This is a genomic window from Rohdeia mirabilis, assembly GCA_007750655.1.
Classification (GTDB): Bacteria; Planctomycetota; UBA1135; order UBA1135.
In genome coordinates this window covers 3,674,945-3,691,645 of record CP036290.1, presented here as the reverse complement: position 1 = coordinate 3,691,645, position 16,701 = coordinate 3,674,945, and the positions used below count along the sequence as shown (strand labels likewise).

9 protein-coding genes are annotated in these 16,701 nt (G+C 71.3%); 1 reads left to right on the top strand and 8 read right to left on the bottom strand.

Going from position 1 to position 16,701, the window contains the following annotated elements; translation table 11 throughout:
* Positions 1-60 precede the first annotated feature (60 nt).
* The 8 genes from hisG to Pla163_RS19105 form a co-directional block, all read right to left on the bottom strand.
* Positions 61-1,032 carry an ATP phosphoribosyltransferase gene (hisG, locus tag Pla163_RS13740; RefSeq protein ID WP_145189492.1) on the bottom strand — a complete coding sequence of 324 codons (972 nt, stop codon included), beginning with the start codon at positions 1,030-1,032 and terminating at the stop codon, positions 61-63.
* Positions 1,033-1,504: 472 nt separating this feature from the next.
* The gene (locus Pla163_RS13735; protein WP_145189490.1) at positions 1,505-1,876 is read right to left on the bottom strand and encodes a VOC family protein; all 372 of its coding nucleotides are present in this window, start codon (positions 1,874-1,876) and stop codon (positions 1,505-1,507) included.
* A gap of 66 nt (positions 1,877-1,942) precedes the next feature.
* Positions 1,943-5,575, bottom strand: a complete 3,633-nt coding sequence (locus Pla163_RS13730; RefSeq protein ID WP_145189487.1) for a collagenase — start codon at positions 5,573-5,575, stop codon at positions 1,943-1,945.
* A gap of 183 nt (positions 5,576-5,758) precedes the next feature.
* Positions 5,759-7,138 (bottom strand): c-type cytochrome domain-containing protein, encoded by a 1,380-nt coding sequence (locus tag Pla163_RS13725; protein WP_145189485.1) that lies wholly within the window; start codon positions 7,136-7,138, stop codon positions 5,759-5,761.
* Positions 7,135-8,625, bottom strand: coding sequence for a DUF1501 domain-containing protein (locus Pla163_RS13720; RefSeq protein ID WP_145189482.1), 1,491 nt, complete (start codon positions 8,623-8,625; stop codon positions 7,135-7,137). The genes Pla163_RS13725 and Pla163_RS13720 overlap by 4 nt, the downstream gene beginning before the upstream one ends.
* Before the next feature lie 4 nt (positions 8,626-8,629).
* Positions 8,630-11,647, bottom strand: a complete 3,018-nt coding sequence (locus Pla163_RS13715; RefSeq protein ID WP_145189479.1) for a DUF1549 domain-containing protein — start codon at positions 11,645-11,647, stop codon at positions 8,630-8,632.
* 659 nt (positions 11,648-12,306) lie between these two features.
* Positions 12,307-13,290 carry a radical SAM protein gene (locus Pla163_RS13710; RefSeq protein WP_419185940.1) on the bottom strand — a complete coding sequence of 328 codons (984 nt, stop codon included), beginning with the start codon at positions 13,288-13,290 and terminating at the stop codon, positions 12,307-12,309.
* The gene (locus Pla163_RS19105) at positions 13,287-14,921 is read right to left on the bottom strand and encodes a class I SAM-dependent methyltransferase (protein WP_419185939.1); all 1,635 of its coding nucleotides are present in this window, start codon (positions 14,919-14,921) and stop codon (positions 13,287-13,289) included. The genes Pla163_RS13710 and Pla163_RS19105 overlap by 4 nt, the downstream gene beginning before the upstream one ends.
* Before the next feature lie 402 nt (positions 14,922-15,323).
* Between Pla163_RS19105 and Pla163_RS13705 the strand changes: the two genes are divergently transcribed.
* Entirely contained in the window at positions 15,324-16,688 is a 1,365-nt protein-coding gene (locus Pla163_RS13705) for an MBL fold metallo-hydrolase (protein WP_145189473.1), read from the top strand.
* Positions 16,689-16,701 lie beyond the last annotated feature (13 nt).

The following is a 16,701-nucleotide window of genomic DNA, read 5'->3' as shown; positions in this document are numbered from 1 at the left end:
GCGCGCTCGTCGCCGGGGCCGTCGCCGGGGCCGTCGTGACGGTCGTTCGGTTGCGGCGCGTCACGGGACGATCTGCTCCAGCCGGCTGACCAGCACGTCGCGCCCACCGGCGGCCACCAGAGCGGGAACGAGGCGCGCCAACGCGGTGCGCGGAACGGCGGCCTTGATCGCGAAGCCCGCATCGCCCGCGAGACTCGCGACGGTGGGGCGGCGCATGCACGGCACGAGGGCGACCACGCGATCGAGCGCGTCCGCGTCCACGTTGACCTCGACGACGACGCGTTCGCGGGCCGCGAGCACGCCGCGCACGACCAGCGCCAGTTCGTCGATGCGCTCGCGCTTGGTGGGGTCGTCGAGCGCGCGCCGGTTCGCGAAGAGGCGCGTCGAGGAGGCCAGCACGTCCTCGATCTCGACCAGTCCGTTCGCGCGCAGGGTGCTACCGGTCTGCACCACGTCGCAGATCGCGTCGGCGTCCTCCGGTGGCAGGACCTCGGTGGCTCCGAACGAGCGCACGAGGTCGAGCTCGATCCCGCGCGCCGCGGCCCACTCGAGCGGCAGTCGCTCGAACTCCGACGCCAATCGCAGCGGGCGGTCGAGGGGCGCGCCGGCCGCGAGCCGCTCGGCCATCGCCGCCGGCGCCGCCACCGTGACGCGCACCGGATCGAGCCGCGTGTCGCACAACTCGACCAGGTCGGCGCCCTCGTCGCGGACCCAGTCGAGCCCGCAGAAGCCCACGTCGCGCGTGCCGCTCGCGAGCATCTGCACGATCGCGCGCGGCTTCAGGCGCTTCGTGTCGAAACCCGCGAGGGGCGGGCGGTAGTCGCGCTCGGACCCGCCGAGTTCGAGTCCGGCGTCCGCGAGCAGGCGTTCGACCGCGGACTGCATGCGGCCCTTGGGCAGGGCCAGGCGCAGGGCGACGGGCTGCGGCGGGGTGGTCGGTGCGGGCGGGGGAGCAGCGAGCGTCGCCCCTGCGATTCGGGCGTCGGTCGAGATCGCGGAGCCGGCGGCGTCGGCCGCGGAGGAGGAAGGCATGGGAGGCACGTGGGTTCGAGGAGAGGTGGGGCCGGGTTGGTGGCCGGCGGCTCTCCTTCGACGGGTGCTTTCCTTGCGAAAACGGCTCCTGAACGACGAGCGCCGGCCTCGTGGGCCGGCGCTCGGTGGTCGTCGTCGTTCGCTCGTTCTCGGCTGTCCTGTGCGGTTCAGCCCCTCGATCGTCCGACGCGGCGTCCACGCACGCGAAGCCCACTGCTGCCGTGATGGCGATGCAGCAGATGGCTCGTGTGCGCGTGGTGGCGGCGCGTGGGGGAGGTGCGGTCGAACGACATGGAGGTCGGAAGGTGGCGGTCGCGGTGGGTTTCGTCAACCCCGGGCGGGTGGATTCGAGCGTGGGTCGAGAACCTGCGGCGGCCCAGGTGCGGGCCAGCACCGAGGTTCGGATCGAGGCCCGATCGAAGCGTGCGAGCGCTCGTCGGCGACGCCCGACCGCTCAGGACCGCGCGCCCCCTCACCCCTTCTTCTTCTCGAGGATCTCGACGTCGTAGCCGTTCGGGTCCTTCACGAAGATGTACTTCGAGTTCATCGTCGGCTTCGAGCGGCGATACCACATGCCGATGGTCTCGGCCTTCTCGACGATCGGCTCGAGGTCGTCCACGTAGAAGGCCAGGTGCCCGAACTGGTTGCCGAGCTCGTACTCGTCGACCCCGTGGTTGTGGGTCAGCTCGATGTGGTACGCGCCCGCGTCGTCGGTCAGGAAGACCAGCGTGGCCTCGTCGCCGATCGACGCGCGGCGGACCTCCTTCAGGCCGATGAACTTGGTGTAGAAGGCGAGGGTCGCGTCCAGGTCCTTCACCCGGATCATGGTGTGGGCGAGTTGCATGGAGAGAGCCTAGACCTCGGGCGCGGAGGCTTCCACAGCCTCCGCGCCCGTTCTCCGGTCGGCTGCTCAGAACGCGGCCGTGACCGTGTTCGTCGTGTCGCAGGTGCCGAGCATGGCGCCCTGGATCAGGAACGTCAGGCCCGCGAAGACCGGCGGAACGTCCACGTCGAACTGGATCTCGCCGTTCGCGTCGCAGGGCAGGGTCAAGAGCTGGATCCAGTTCTTGATGCCGATCCGCGCGCCGCTCGGACAACCCGTCGGCAGATTGCCCGGGATCCAGCCCACCAGGAACAGCACGTTCTCGCCGGGCTGACCGTTCTCGAGGTGGATCGTGTTGGTCGCGCCGGCGATCGTGGGCGTCAGGCTGAGCGTCGGCTCGGTCGGGATCAGCCAGTCCGTCGCGCGCTCGAGCAACGCGCTGCGGCTCGGACCGTCCAGGGTGCTGAACGGCTGCGCGAGGTAGAGCACGCGGTAGCCGTCCTCGATCGTGGCGACGCTCGCGCCGCTGCTCTGGATCTGGCCCGCGCCACCGCCGGGGATGTAGGTGAAGGCGCGCTCGCCCGGCGCGCTGACGTCGATCTCGGAGTTGTAGCCCGTGTAGGTGGAGGTGAGGTTGATCCCGCCGCCCACCGGGTTGCCGCTGCGACCGCGCTGCTTCGGCAGGTCGATGCTCGCGACCACGTTGTCCACGTGGAAGTAGTCCGTGAACAGCGGCGTCGCGTCGAAGTTCGAAGCGAGGTACGCGCCCGAGATCATCAGGTTCCCGCCGGCGTCGAGGTACGTGCGCAGCATGGCGCGGCGCGCGGCGTCGAACTGGCCGGGGAAACTCGGGTTCGTGTAGCCCACCGACCAGATCACCATGCCGTCGACGAAGTTCGCGAGCAGCGCGTCGGTGATCGGACCGTCGGTGAACGGGTTCCAGACCTCGTAGCCGATGCCGAGGGCGGTGAGGCCGTCGACGTAGCTCTGCGTGTTCGAGAAGTTGCCGTTGTCGAAGTAGCCGTTGATCACGAGCACGCGGCGCTCGAGGCCGACGGAGATCTCGTTCGAGAAGGCCGACTCGTTGCCGGCGGCGTCCACGGCCGTCACCACGTAGTAGGTGAGCAGCGAACTCGCGCCGGTCACCGTGCCGTTCGTCGCCGTCAGGGTCTGGGTCGAGACCGGGGTGTACGGACCGCCGCTCGTCGAGGAGGAGTGGATGCGGTAGCCCGCGAGATCGTCCTCGCCGTTGGGCACCCAGGACAGTTCGATCGCCGCTCCGGAACCGTCGCCCATCAGGCCGACGGGCGCGGCGGGCGGCACGGTGTCGGTCGCGTCCACGCGGAACGGACCTTCGACGAAGATGCGCGCGCTGGCACTGGTGCCCGAGTGCTCGATCGCGCCGTTCCATGCCACCTGGCTCTGGAAGTTGGGACCCGCGGACTCGAGGCCCGTCACGAACACTGAGTCCAGGTGCGCCGAGAACGCGTCGCGCAGATCGGCGGGCGTCGCGCTCGCGGCGACCGGCAGAGCGACTTCCGAGGCGAAGCGATAGCGCGAGCCCCAGGCGTAGAACTCCGACGCACCGACGCCGGCCGCGGTCGCGAGCTCGCCGCGGACGGTCGACTCGTTGCCGGTCGGCAGGTTCGCGGGCGGCGCGACGGTCGGGACGTCCTCGGCGAAGAGGCCGGTACCCGACTGGACGTCCGCGATCGAAGCCGCGAGCCACGCGTCGTAGTCCGCCTGCAGCTGGGCGTCGTTCACGATCTGGTCGCGCAGGGCGTCGAAGGCCGCGACGTCGTTGGCGCGCACGGTGGCGTACAGCTCGAGCTGCAGGTCGGGCGCCTCGTCCTCGAGGAACTTGTTGATGCAGGCCGAGTGCGGGTAGAAGCGGAAGCCCAGGTCGTAGGTGCCCAGCAGGACCTCGGCGATCGTCATCGGACCCAGCGGATCGTTCGCGACCTGGGTCAGCATCTGCTCGCGCCGCAGGATCCCGTTCGCACGGGTCGAACCGACGCAGTACTCGGCCAGGCCTTCACCGAGCGTGTCGATGCGCCCGCCCTCGTACAACGTGCCCGCCCCGTAGAAGCCGCCCACGACCTGGAAGCGCCCGTCGAGGAAGTGCGTGTACTCGTGGCGCAGCAGCTCCTCGAGCGTGAAGTAGCTCTGCTGCGGCGTGCGGTCGTAGGTGTAGAGGGTCGTGTCGCCCTCGATGTAGATGCCGCCGTTCGCGGTCGACAGTCCGGTGAGGAACGGCTGGTACAGCGCGTAGTCGTCCGGACTGGCGTAGATCACCAGAGTCAGCGGGTCGCCCGAGTCGCCGATCACCGCCGCGTCGTTGCCGGTCGCGCGGAAGAACTGCGCTTCGACCTCCTGGATCGCGGCGTACATGGCTTCGGCCTTCGCGCGATCGATCGCCGTGCGGAACACGAGCGCGCCCTGGTCGAACGTGTAGGTGTTCGGCAGCGCGATCGCTTCGACGTCGGACCGGTACTGGTCGATGTCGAGCACCGTGCCGTCCGCGAGCACGCCACCGTAGAAGTAGTCGAGGTCGCGCAGCGCGCGGAACCACGGCCCGGAGTAGACGGGGAAGGTGTTGAAAGCCGTGGACAGGATCTGGTGCCCCGCGTCCGCGGTCGGTGTGTCCAGGTAGGCGAAGTGCGCGATCGCGAAGAGCGCGTTCTCGGTGATCGCGGCCGTGTTCGGCGTGTACGCGAGATCGAGCGCCGGCACCTCGATGTCGGCCACCAGCGACGCGGGAACGATGCCGGTCCAGCTGTTCGGCTGGGTCCCGTTGGCGTTGCCGATCTGCCGCGCGAGCGAGAAGAAGATCCCGAAGGTGTCGACGCGCTCGGTGTACTGGTTCGCGAGGCTCGGGTCGGCGTTCCAGCGCTCGACGAGGTCCTCGATCGCCGGCAGGGCGAGGTGCGTCGCGTTCACCGAGTCGATCGTGAAGATCCAACGCGAGCGCAGGTCGCGCACCAGTTGGGTCTCGAGCAGGAAGTCGGGTGACGTCGCCAGGCCCGCGACCGCCTGCGCGCAGGCGTCGTTCGTCGCGGCGTCGTAGGTGAGCGAGGCCTCGTAGAACTCGTGGTAGTAGGCGATCTGCAGGAAGTACACGAGGCCGGCGAGACGGTCGGCGTTCGCGGCCACCTGGGCGCCGAGCACTCCGATCTCGGCCGCGACGAGCGCGACGTTCCCTTGGGCCATCACGGTCGCCACGTCGGCGTCGAAGGCCCACAGGACGTCGAGCACGCTCTGCGGGTCGGCGAGCTCGTCCACCAGCGCCTGACCCGTGAGGGCGGCGAAGGCCGCGGCCGACGTGGTCGCGACGGGAATCTGCGGACCGCCGCCCTGGCCCTGCTGGCCCTGCGCGCCCGCGGGCTGCGGACCGGTCGGCGCGGGAGCGGGAACCTGCGCCGGCAGCGTCACCACCAGGTTGCGTGCGAGGCGTCGGGCGGTGCGGTCGCGCCGCGCGAGCACCGGCTGGGCGCGACGGGCCTGTCCCGGCCGCCGCGCGTCGATCCCGGCGCGCGAACACAGGTCGAACGCGTCGTAGGGGCCCGCCGTGTCGAAGCCCACCGGACCGATGGCGCGCGGTGCGAACGTCGTCTCGGCCGTCTGCTGGACCGGATCCTTCGGAGGTCCGGCCGCCTGGCCCGCGGAGATGGTGAGCAGCGTCGCGAGCGCGGCAACGACGAGGGCGGAGCGGTGGAGCATGGGCGACAGGTGCCGAGATGGCGGGCTCGATGGGGGTCGAGTGAGCGGAGGTGGGCGCTCGCGACGCTCTTGCGGACGGCGCGGCGTCCGGTCAGGTGCCGTCGTTACCGGGATCTCCCCGCGGTGGTCCCATGACGGGGCGAACGGGAGGTGCCGGCGGAGCGCGCCCGCTCCCCGGCGCTTCTAGTGACCCGCGCTCGGGGCGGGGGCGTCGGCGGTCGGTGTGGGCAGTGCGAGCGAGCCGAACAGCTGTGCCGTGGGCCGCTCCGCGCGCAGCCGTTCGAGATCGTCGGCCGCGACCCGAGTGTCCGCGAACCAGCCGCGCTCCAATCGCTCGAGCCGACGCACGGCCGCGAGGGAACCGACGCGCGTCGTGTGCACGTTCAACTCGCGCAGACCGGACGCGCGCTCGAGCAGTGCGGCGAGCGCCTCGTCGTCGAGATCGCTGCGTTCGGCGCGCAGTCGCTCGAGGCGCGGAAGGGAAGGCGGAAGGGCGTTCACCACCGCGGTGCCCAGCTCGCGCCCGGCCAACGACAGCTCGACCACGCGCTCCGCGACCGGCGCCAGCGCCGCCACGGACTCTTCGGTCAACGCCCCGCGCCCGCGGCTGAAGTCCACGCGCAACGCGCCGTCGCCGAGGTCCTCGACGATCGCGCCCGTGGCCGCGCGCAGGTCGTCGAGTTCGCCCTCGCGCTGGGCGTCCGCCTGCTCCTGTTCGGCGCGCGCCTCGTTCAGCACCGTCAGCGACGCTCCGGCGTTGATCCAGTCCATGAGCGCCAGAACTTCCTCGTCCGACAGCGGCGCGCCCTCGGTCGGCATGAACTCGGGATGGGTCGGGCGGAGCGTCACGCGGCGGAACAACTCGCTCGCCGGTGCGTCACCGGGCACGACCACGGTCGAGAGGTCCGCCGGGTCGTCGAGCCGCAGGCCGCCCTTGGCCTTGTCCGGACCGTGGCAGCGCAGGCAGCTTCGGGCCAGGGCGTCGAGCGCCGCCGCCGCCACCGGATCGCGTTCGCCGGTGGGCGTCGCACCCGCGCCGCCGCCGCTCTCGTGCCCGACGAGCGGCGCCAGCCAACCGGGCGCCTTGGCCGACAGGAACGTCTCGCCGTGGGTCAGCATCCCGCCGTGGTGCCCGGCGGCGTACAGGGCGCCCGCGCACACGAGCAGCGCCGCGCGCCGCGACCACACGAGTCGCCGCGACGGCTGCGCCCGTTCGAGCGCGGCCACCAGTACGAACAGCACCGCCACGCCCACGCCCTGCCAGCGGTGCTCGTCGAGCAGTTCGAGCGGCTGCCCGCCCTCCTCGGCGAGCAGCCACCCGCTGCCCGCCGCGAGCACAGCCGTGAGCGCGCCGGCCCAGGTGACGAGACGCCGTGCGGACCCTGCGGCACGGCTGCGCCAGGAGGCGACCTCCAGCAGCGCCACCGCCGCGAACAGGCCGATCGGCAGGTGCAGCAGCAGCGGGTGCAGGCGCCCCGTGAACCCGAGCCAGTCCGTCGGGTCGGCCAGCGGCTCGATCAGCCGTCCGATCGCCAGGGCTGCGGGAGCGCCGCTTTGGATCACGCGAGCACTCCGCGAATCGGCTCCGCGCCCTCCACGCCGACGAGCTTTTCGTCGAGGCCGTTGAAGAAGTAGGACAGTCCGTTCGGGTCGAGGCCCATGGCCGCGAGGATCGTCGCGTGCAGGTTCTTCACGTGACTGCGTTCGACGACGGCCTGGGCGCCGAGCTCGTCCGTCGCGCCGATGCTCGTGCCGCCGCGGACGCCGCCACCGGCGAGCCACGACGTGAAGCCCCACGAGTTGTGGTCGCGGCCCGTGCCCTCCTCGTACTCGGCGGTGGGCTGGCGTCCGAACTCGCCGGTCCAGACGACGAGCGTCTCGTCGAGCAGGCCGCGCTGTTCGAGGTCGACGAGCAAGCCCGCGATGGGGCGGTCCGTGCGTCCGGCGTGGCGGGTGTGGTTGAGCACGAGATCGCCGTGCGCGTCCCAGTTGTCGTCGTTGTGCCCGCCGCCCGAGTAGACCTGCACGAAGCGCACGCCCCGTTCGACGAGGCGACGCGCCATCAGGCACTTCGAGCCGAAGGGACGCGTCTCGTCGCGGTCGAGGCCGTACAGCTCGGCCGTGCGCTCGCTCTCGGACGCGAGGTCGACCGCCTCGGCCGCGGCCGACTGCATGCGGTAGGCCAGTTCGAACTGACGCACGCGCGCGGCCAGCTCCGGGTTGCCCGGCCGCGCGGCCTCGTGCTGCTCGTTCTCCGCGCGCAGGTGGTCGAGCAGATCGCGCTGCGCCCGCCCGAAGTGGTCGTCGCCGCGCTCGAGGTCGAGGATCGGCGTGCCCTGGGTGCGCAGCTGAACGCCCTGGAACGAGGCGGGCATGTAGCCGCTGGTCCAGTTCTTCGCGCCGCTGATCGGACCGCCCGTCTCGTCCAGCATGACCACGTAGCCCGGCAGGTCGTCGTTCTCGCTGCCCAGGCCGTAGTTGGTCCAGGAACCGAGGCTCGGGTGTCCGCTGGCGATGCGGCCGCAGTTCATGTTGAGCAGCGCGGAGCCGTGGATCGGACTCTGCGCGTACATCGAGTGGACGAACGCGATCTTGTCCACCTGACTGCCGATGTGCGGGAACAGGTCGCTGACCATCTTGCCGCACTGGCCGTAGGGTCTGAAGTTCCACTTCGGACCGACGACGCGTCCGCCCTTGCGCTTGCCCTGGCGACCGAACGTGGGCACGTCGATCGTCTTGCCGTCGAGCGCGTACAGCTCGGGCTTGTGGTCGAACGTGTCGACCTGGCTGGGGCCGCCGTACATGAACAGGAAGATCACGCTGCGCGCGCGACCGGAGCGCGGCGCGTGGGCGATGCGTGCGCCGGGCGGAACCGACGTCAACAGCGGATTGGGGGCCAGGCCGTTCGCCGCCCGGGCCCGACTCGCGAGCCAGTTCTGCCCGAGCAGTCCGGCCAGCGCGACCGACATGAAGCCGCCGCCCGCCTCCCACAGCATCTCGCGCCGCGTCCGTCGACAGAAGTCGCCGCCCTTGCTTCGTCGTGCGTCCATCGCGTCAGTCCACCGTGCTGAATTCGTTGAGGTTGAACAGGCCCAGGCACCAGATGGCGAGGGCTTCCGCCCGACCGAATCCGCGCTCCGTGAGTCGGTCGAGGAAGGCGAGTTGTCGCTCCACCTCGCCCGGGTGCGGCGCGCGCGCGAAGGCGCGTTCGAGTCCCTGCGCGACCTGCGCCCTTTCGTCGTCGGTCGCATCGAGGAGCGCGCGTGCGAAGTCCGTGGCCGCTTCCCGCGCGAACGAGCCGTTGAGCGTCATCAGAGCCTGCGTCGGCACCGAGGTCGGGAAGCGCTCCGGGCACGGGAGGTCCGGACTCGGTTGGTCGAAGGCCTCGAGCAACGGGAGACGCAGCGAGCGCTTCGTGTGCACGTAGAGACTGCGCCGGTCGGCCTGGTCGGGGAGCGACTCGCCCCAGGCCTCGTCCGGGCGCGAAGCCGTCGCGAGCACCGCGGGGTCCATGGGCGGATAGACCCACGGGCCGAAGGCTTCGTCCACGAGCCGCCCGCTGACGGCGAGCACCGCGTCGCGGAACTCCTCGGCGGTGACGCGCCGCGGATCGTGGCGCCAGAACAGGTCGTTGCGCGGATCGGCGGCGAGCGAGTCCTCGGGCCCGACCGACGCGAGGCGGTACGTCCGGCTGCTGAGGATCTCGCGCACGACGGCTTCGCGATCCCATCCGCTGTCGATCAGGCGCTGGGCCAGGTGGTCGAGCAGTTCGGGGTGCGTCGGAAGGTCGCCGAGGCGTCCGAAGTCGCCCGCCGTGCGGCACAGTCCGCGTCCGAACAACGCTTGCCAGAGCCGGTTCGCCTCGACGCGCGCGGTCAGGAACGCGCCCTTCGTCACGAGCCAGTTCGCCAGCGCGAGGCGGCGCCCGGTGGACGGCGCCGACGGATCGGGGCTGGGCAGCGGCGGTTCGATCGACGTCGCCGCGAAACCCAGCACCGTGGGCAGGTGCGGCGCGACCTCGTCGCCGGGGGCGTGCGCGCTGCCGCGGCCGAACACGTGTTGGACCGGTGCCGTGCCGCCGTGCTCGCGGACGACCTGGGCGGGGTAGGGGGCCGCGACCGCCGCGGCGAGCAGTGACTCCCGCTGCTCCCACAGCTCACGCGTGCGTGCGAACGCCGGATCGCCCGACCGTTCGGCCAGGTTGCGAGCGATGCGCGCCGTGGAGTCGGCCTCGGCCAGTGTTCCGCTGCGCAGGCCGACGTCCAGGTAGCGCCCGCCGAAGTCCTGCAGGCACGAGACCGCCAGCACGTTGCGGCCGACCACCAGCGCAGCGAGTGCTTCCGGTCCGAGTTCCAGCTCGACGTACTGCGTCACGTAGCCCTCGAAACGCGCGACGGGGACGCCGTTCAAGTACACGACCGCGTCGTCGTCCTGGTGGATCGAGAGCACGAGCGAGCGCGGAACCTGATCCAGCGCGAAGGTCGTGCGCGCGAGGATCCGGGGCGTGAACCAGCGCGTCCCCACGATCGAACCGGGCGTCGACGGATCGCCGAATCCGGCCGGACCTTCGGGCCACGCGCCGTCGTCGTAACCGGGCACCTGCCAACCGTCCGGGTCCGCGTCGATCGCGTCGAGCTGTCGGTAGCGCCAACGGTGCGCGGCCGTGCGCGCGTCGGGCACCAGCGTCACCGGCTCTTCCCACGTGACCTCGAGTGCACCGCTCGCCTCGGCCTCCGCCTCCAACAGCTCGGTCACCTCGGCCAGCCGGGCGTCGCGCTCCTCCGTCGTCAGCACGCCCGGTCCCGGCGGATCGGCGACGAGTCGCTCGCCGTCGTAGCGGAAGCCCTCGACGTTGTTGAAGAAGGCCGTGAACGCGTAGTAGTCCGACTGCGCGATCGGGTCGGCCTTGTGGTCGTGGCAGCGGCAACAGCCCATCGTCGTGCCGAGGAAGACCTGGCCCGTGGTGTCCACGACGTCGGCCACTTCGTCCCAACGGGCCTGCAAGCGGTCGGAGGGTTCGTCGTCCCAGGTCACGAGCCTGTAGTAGCCGGTCGCGAGCGCCGCGTCCGACAGTTCGTGCGGCACGGCGCCGTCGCGCGGCAACCGGGCTTCTTCCTCGCCGGCCAGTTGCGCCACGACGAAGCGGTCGTAGGGGAGGTCGTTCTCGATGGCGCGCACGACCCAGTCGCGATAGCGCCACATGTTCGGCTTCTGCGAGTCGCGCTCGTAGCCGTTGGTCTCGGCGTAGCGCACCAGGTCGAGCCAACGCCGCGCCCAGTGCTCGGCGTGCGCGCGGCTGTCGAGCAGTCGATCGACGAGTGCAGCGAACGCCGCGTCCGCCCCGCGCCTGTCCACGTCGTCCTCGAAGGCGCGTCGCTCGTCCGGCGTGGGCGGCAGACCCGTGAGGTCGAACGTCGCGCGCCGCAGCAACGTCGTGGGCGCGGCCAGCGGCGCTGGTTCGACGCCGCGTGCTTCGAGCTCGGCGGCGACGAATCCGTCGATGTCGGACGTGCGCCAGTCGGGATCCGTGGGGACGGGGAACTTCGGCGCTGCGAGCGGGCGGTAGGCCCACCAGTCGGCGCCGGCCTCGAAGTCGATGCCCGGTTCGGCCGCGAAGAGCCCGGGGTCGGCGAGACGTCCGCTCGCGTCCGTCGGCCACGGCGCGCCGGCCAGCACCCAGGCGCGCAGCAGGTCGCGTTCGCTCGCCGGCAGCGCGCCCGACGGGGGCATCGCCAGTTCGGGATCCGCGTACTCGATCACCTCGAGCAGGCGACTCGCCGCGAGCTCCCGGTCGTCGATCACCGCGCCGCGCCCGCCGCCCTCGGCGAAGGTCGTCGCGTCCGCCAGCGCGAATCCACTCTGGCGCGCCTCGCCGCCGTGGCACTCGAGACAGCGCCGCTCGAGCACGTCGCGGACCGCGCTCCAGTCCGGGGCCTCGTGGGGCTGCGGACCACCGGCCGGCTGTTCATCCGTCAGCCGTTCACCGGCCAAGAGGTGGGCCGCGAGAGCCAGTGCGGCGAACGCGCCGGTGGTTCCGACGCGCAGGGCGGGAGCGAAGTGGCGGCGGCGCATGTCCTCCGAGAATACGGGGCGCGCCGTCGACCCGACAGCTGCCGAGCGCGGGTGCCGACCAATGTTCCGACCGTTCGCACCGAACCCGGGCAGGGAGCGCGGCTCGAGATCGCGCTCGTCCCGACTGCAGGCTCGAGGGCCGCCCCTGTGGAGAGGTTCGCTGCGTCCCGTGCGAGCGGTCCCGTTCCTCCGTGGGACCCGGTGAACCGATACGCGCAGGTCGGACCACGGCGGTGTACATCCGCCTGTGGCCGTCGAGCCGAGGTCGAGCCGCCGTCGTGCTTCTAGCGCGCGTTCGCCGTGCGCGCGTTCTCCGCGTCGCGCGTGAAGGTCTCGTTCTTCAAGGCGGCACCGGTGAACCGTCCGGCGCGGGTCGGGCCCTCGAGAGTGTGCGTCGGTCGCCGGGATCTCAGCGCGCGTTCGCGGTGCGCTTCACCGCCGCGTCGCGCGTGAAGGTCTCGTTCTTCAAGGCGGCACCGGTGAACCGTCCGGAGCGGGTCGGGCTCTCGTGTGCGTGCGTCCGTCGCCGGAGTCCTAGCGCGCGTTCGCGGTGCGCTCCACCGCCGCGTCGCGGGTGAAGGTTCCGTTCTTCAAGGCGGCACCGGTGAACCGTCCGGCGCGGGTCGGGCTCTCGTGTGCGTGCGTCCGTCGCCGGAGTCCTAGCGCGCGTTCGCGGCACCTTCGAGAGTGGTATCGCGTGTGAAGGTCTCGTTCTTCGACCAATCGTTCCCGTCCACGCAGGTGCGGCAGGGCGTCAGGTCGTTGCCGCAACCGGTGCGCGCGCGCAGGTGGTTCGCGATCGCGCCGGTGTAGGCCTCGTGGATCGACTCGCGCAGCACGTTGCCGAGTCCGAGGTCCATGTTCGTGTCGAGGTTGCAGGGCGAGAGGTCGCCGCGCCAGTCGATCATCAGGTAGCGCTGTTCCCACACGTTGCAGCGGTGCTTCGCGATCGTCGGGTCCGCCATCTTCCCGCCGTAGGACAGCACCTGTTTGGCGAGGATCACGTCGTCCGCGCCGAGGAGCGGCGCCCAGTGTTCGACGAAGCGCTCCAGTTCCCCCTCGTTGTGCGAGCTCTTCACGAAGACGAGCCGCGTCGGCCGGTGGTCCTTCCGCGCGAGCCAACGTTCGACCTTCTCGTTCAGGACCTCGACACGGCGGCGGTCGCCGATCGGGCGTCCGTCGAGATCGCGCACGTTGCCGGGGCGCGCGCGGTCGAAGACGTCCGGATCGAACGCGTCGAGCGAGAGGCGCGCCAGGTCGAGGTCGACGTCCACCCAGGCGTCGAACGTCGCGTCCGTCACCAGCGACAGGTTGGTGTTCAGTTCGAGCGCGAACCGGCGCTCCTTCGCACGACCCAGGAAGTCGAGGTACTCGGGGTGCATCGTCTGCTCGCCGAAGAAGCCGAGCTCCACGTGGCTGGCGACGCGGTTGCACTCGTCGAGCGCGCGGTCGTAGGTCGCACTGGACATCAGTCCGCGCGTGCGGTTGAACGGCGACATGCCCGGCAGCGCGCCGTTCACCGCGCCCGCCTTCCCCAGCGAGTGGGGGCAGATCGGACAGCGGAAGTTGCACGCGTTCGTCAGCTCGAGAGCGACGCGCAGACGCTCGTTCGGGCCGTACTCCGGCGAGTTGGGCGCGTTCACCGCAGATCCGTCGACGAGGTGCCGAGGCGCGCGGAAGGCAGGGCCGAGCGCACCTTGCGGGCGACGATCGTGATGCGGCGACCCGCGGCGTAGTCGTCGTCGTGGTCGACGCCCAGAGCGGTGCCGAACGGCACGTCGAGCACCTCGCACGACAGGCCGAGTTCCTCGAGGACCGCGATCAGGCGCGCGCGGTTCGGTACGACCTTGCGGCGTGTGGACTCGATCGCGTTGAAGCGCAGATCACCGGGTTCGTCGATCAGGACCTCGTCGCCGTCCTGCACGCGCGTGTCCACGACCAGGACTTCGCGCGTCTGCTGCACGGCCCAGCGCAGGATCTCCTCGTAGTTGCGGACGTGATAGAGGATGCCCGCGCACAGCGTCACGTCGAACGGCCCGTGGTCGCGGATCGTCTTCCAGTCGGCCGCGTTCGCGATGTCGCCCTGTTCGAAGCGCCAGGCGCCTTCCGGCAGGAAGTCGTTGCTGCTCCAGTGCAGGCGCGCCTGGGCCACGTGTTCCGGGCGACCTTCGAGACCGAAGAGCTCCGATGCACCGGCGCGCGCCCACGCACTGGTCCAGTAGGCGCAGTTGCAGGCCAGGTCGAGCAGGCGCCGGCCGCGCATGTCGACGCGCTCGAGCACCGCATCCACGAGCATCTGCCGGCGGTGGGCCGTGCGCGACTCGAGGTACTGCGGCGTGCAGGGCGAGCCGAGGCCGGGCACCACACGGTGGCCAGCCAGCTCGACCGGGTAGAACCACGGGTGCAGGTCGGATGCGGCGCGGACGAGCTCGTCGTCGAGCGCGCCGTTCGCAGGTTCGGTGATCCCTCCGCCGATCGCGCGCGCGAGGCGGGCGGGGTCCACGTGGCCCGCCAGGTCGAGGCAGGCCAGTTGGAGCGGCTCGTCGTGGATCGCGATGCGGATCGCGGCGGCGGCCCGCAGGGCCTCGAGACCGGCTGCGTCCTCGGGCAGGGCGACGCAGCCCAGGCGCAGGCCGTGTGCGGTGCCCAAGGTCGCGGCGAAGGCGGCGCCGGCGGCTTCGGTGAACGCGGCCGCCGTTGTCGCGCGGCCGTCGAACACGCACAACAGCTCGAGGTCCGAGCGATTCGTGAGGACGCGTCCGTAGGTCGCGAGCAGGTCCCGGAGGCGCTCGCGCTCGCCGCCGCCGCACCAGACCAGGACGCGGGTGGGGGCGTCGACCGTCGGCGCCGTGTGCGAAGCGGCGCTCGGAGCCGTGTTCGACTCGTCTCGCGCAGCGCCGTCCGGGGCGCTCGAGGTCGGGTCCGTCGCCATGCCCGAGTTCGACGGCGAAGTCGACGTCGCCACGAACGCGCGCGCCACGAGGCGCCCACCGTCGACGCGCACGCGCGAGCCGTCGAAGCCCGCCGACTCCAGTTCGCGCTCGATGCGTGCGGCGGTCCACAGGGCTCCGTCCGCGCGCGCGCGCAGGGCCGTTTCGGCTCCGTCGCAGGCGCTCGGCGACGAGGCGGGATCGAGCAGAGCCGCGAGGGCCGCTCCGGCATCGGGCAGATCGAAGCGAAGCTCGCCGCCCGGCGCCATCCAGCGTCGCCACTCCGCCAGAGCCACGCGCACGCTCGCGGCGTCGGCCCGATCGAGCTCGCCCTTCGCTTCCACGCGCTGTGTCCGGCCGGTCGGAACGGATTCCGTCGAGGGGTCCGTCGAAGGCCTCCGGTCGACCTCCGACGTCGCGCCGTGGTCGAGGTGGAGCCAGCCGTCGCGGGGCGCGGAGCTCGCGCCGATGAGGATGCGTGTGGAGTCCATGGGCGTCGGGCCCTCGCGTGGTGGGGTTCGCCGGTAGAGCTGTGGCGCGGCGCTCGTCCCGGTCGGGACGGCCGCGCTCCCGGTCGAGGAGGGCCTCGTCACAGATCGACCGTCTGCGTCCCCGCCTCCAGTGGGCGGCGATCGGGCCGACCTCGCCGTCCCCGATGGGGCACGCTGCGTCCCGCGTCGAGCGCCTGCGGGACCTGTCCGAGGCGTCAGGAGGCAGGCGGGGCGTCCGGGCCTACCCTGTTCGTCATGGGCACCACATCGATCGGTTTCTGGGGGGCGGCGGGCACCGTCACGGGCTCGCGCTTCCTCGTCACCACGCCGAAGGCGCGCGTCCTTTTGGACTGCGGTCTGTTCCAGGGCCTCAAGGTCCTGCGCAAGCGCAACTGGAAGCGGCCCGGCTTCGATCCGAGCACCATCGACGCCGTCTTCCTCACGCACGCGCACATCGACCACTCGGGCTACCTGCCGCGCCTCGTGCGCGAGGGCTTCAACGGCGAGATCTGGTGCACGCGCGCGACCTACGACCTGTGCAAGATCCTGTTGCCCGACTGCGGGCGCATCCAGGAGGAGGACGCTCGCTACGCGGCGCGCAAGGGCTTCTCGAAGCACGCGCACCCCGAGCCGCTGTACACCGAGGAGGACGCGCTGGCGACGCTGAAGCGCTTCGCTCCGATGAAGTTCGACGAGGAGTTCGAGCTGCGCGACCTCACGGGTCGCTTCACACCCGCCGGCCACATCCTCGGTGCGGCGAGCGTGACCGTCGGCACGCCGGCCGGAAAGGTCCTCTTCTCGGGCGACCTCGGACGCGACGACGACATGGTCATGCCGCCGCCCGAGCCGCCCACCGATCCGGACTGGGTCGTGATGGAGTCCACCTACGGCGACCGCGAACACCCCGAGGACGATGCACTCGACGCGCTGGCGACGCCGCTCGTTCGGACGCTCGAGCGCGGCGGCACGGTCCTGATCCCGTCGTTCGCGGTGGCGCGCACCCAGGCGCTGCTGCTCGCGATCGCGGAACTCATGGAGTCGAAGCGCATCCCCGAAGTGCCCGTGTACGTGGACAGTCCGATGGCCACGAACGTGACCGAGGTCTACGCGGACCACGACCGGCTGCACCGCCTGACGTCCGAGCGCTGCGCCGAGGTCTTCGGTCGCGCGAAGTACACGCGCACGCCCGACGAGAGCAAGGAACTGAGCGCCGACATGCGCCGCAAGATCGTCATCAGTGCCAGTGGCATGTTGACCGGCGGACGCGTGCTGCACCACATCAAGGCCTTCGGGGGCGATGCGCAGAACCTGATCGTGCTCGCGGGCTACCAGCCGCCCGGGACGCGCGGGCGCGCGCTGCTCGACGGCGCGGGCGAGCTGCGCATCCACGGCCGCATGGTGCCGATCGAGGCCGAGGTGGTCTCACTGCCGTACTTCTCGGCCCACGCGGATCGCTCGCAGTTGGTGGATTGGCTGTCGAAGTGCCAGAAGCCGCCGCGCGGCACGTTCCTCGTGCACGGCGACCCCGAAGCGGCCGAATCCCTGCGTCAGACGGTGCGCGACCGACTCGGGTACGCGGTCGACGTGCCGGATCAGGGCGAGGTGGTCGAGCTGGACTGACGCGTGGCGACGG

What these genes read in the sequence shown, in the direction of transcription:
- hisG (WP_145189492.1), bottom strand. Translation starts at nt 1,032, where the DNA reads ATGCCTTCCTCCTCCGCGGCCGACGCCGCCGGCTCCGCGATCTCGACC.
- Pla163_RS13735 (WP_145189490.1), bottom strand. Translation starts at nt 1,876, where the DNA reads ATGCAACTCGCCCACACCATGATCCGGGTGAAGGACCTGGACGCGACC.
- Pla163_RS13730 (WP_145189487.1), bottom strand. Translation starts at nt 5,575, where the DNA reads ATGCTCCACCGCTCCGCCCTCGTCGTTGCCGCGCTCGCGACGCTGCTC.
- Pla163_RS13720 (WP_145189482.1), bottom strand. Translation starts at nt 8,625, where the DNA reads ATGGACGCACGACGAAGCAAGGGCGGCGACTTCTGTCGACGGACGCGG.
- Pla163_RS13715 (WP_145189479.1), bottom strand. Translation starts at nt 11,647, where the DNA reads ATGCGCCGCCGCCACTTCGCTCCCGCCCTGCGCGTCGGAACCACCGGC.
- Pla163_RS13705 (WP_145189473.1), top strand. Translation starts at nt 15,324, where the DNA reads ATGGGCACCACATCGATCGGTTTCTGGGGGGCGGCGGGCACCGTCACG.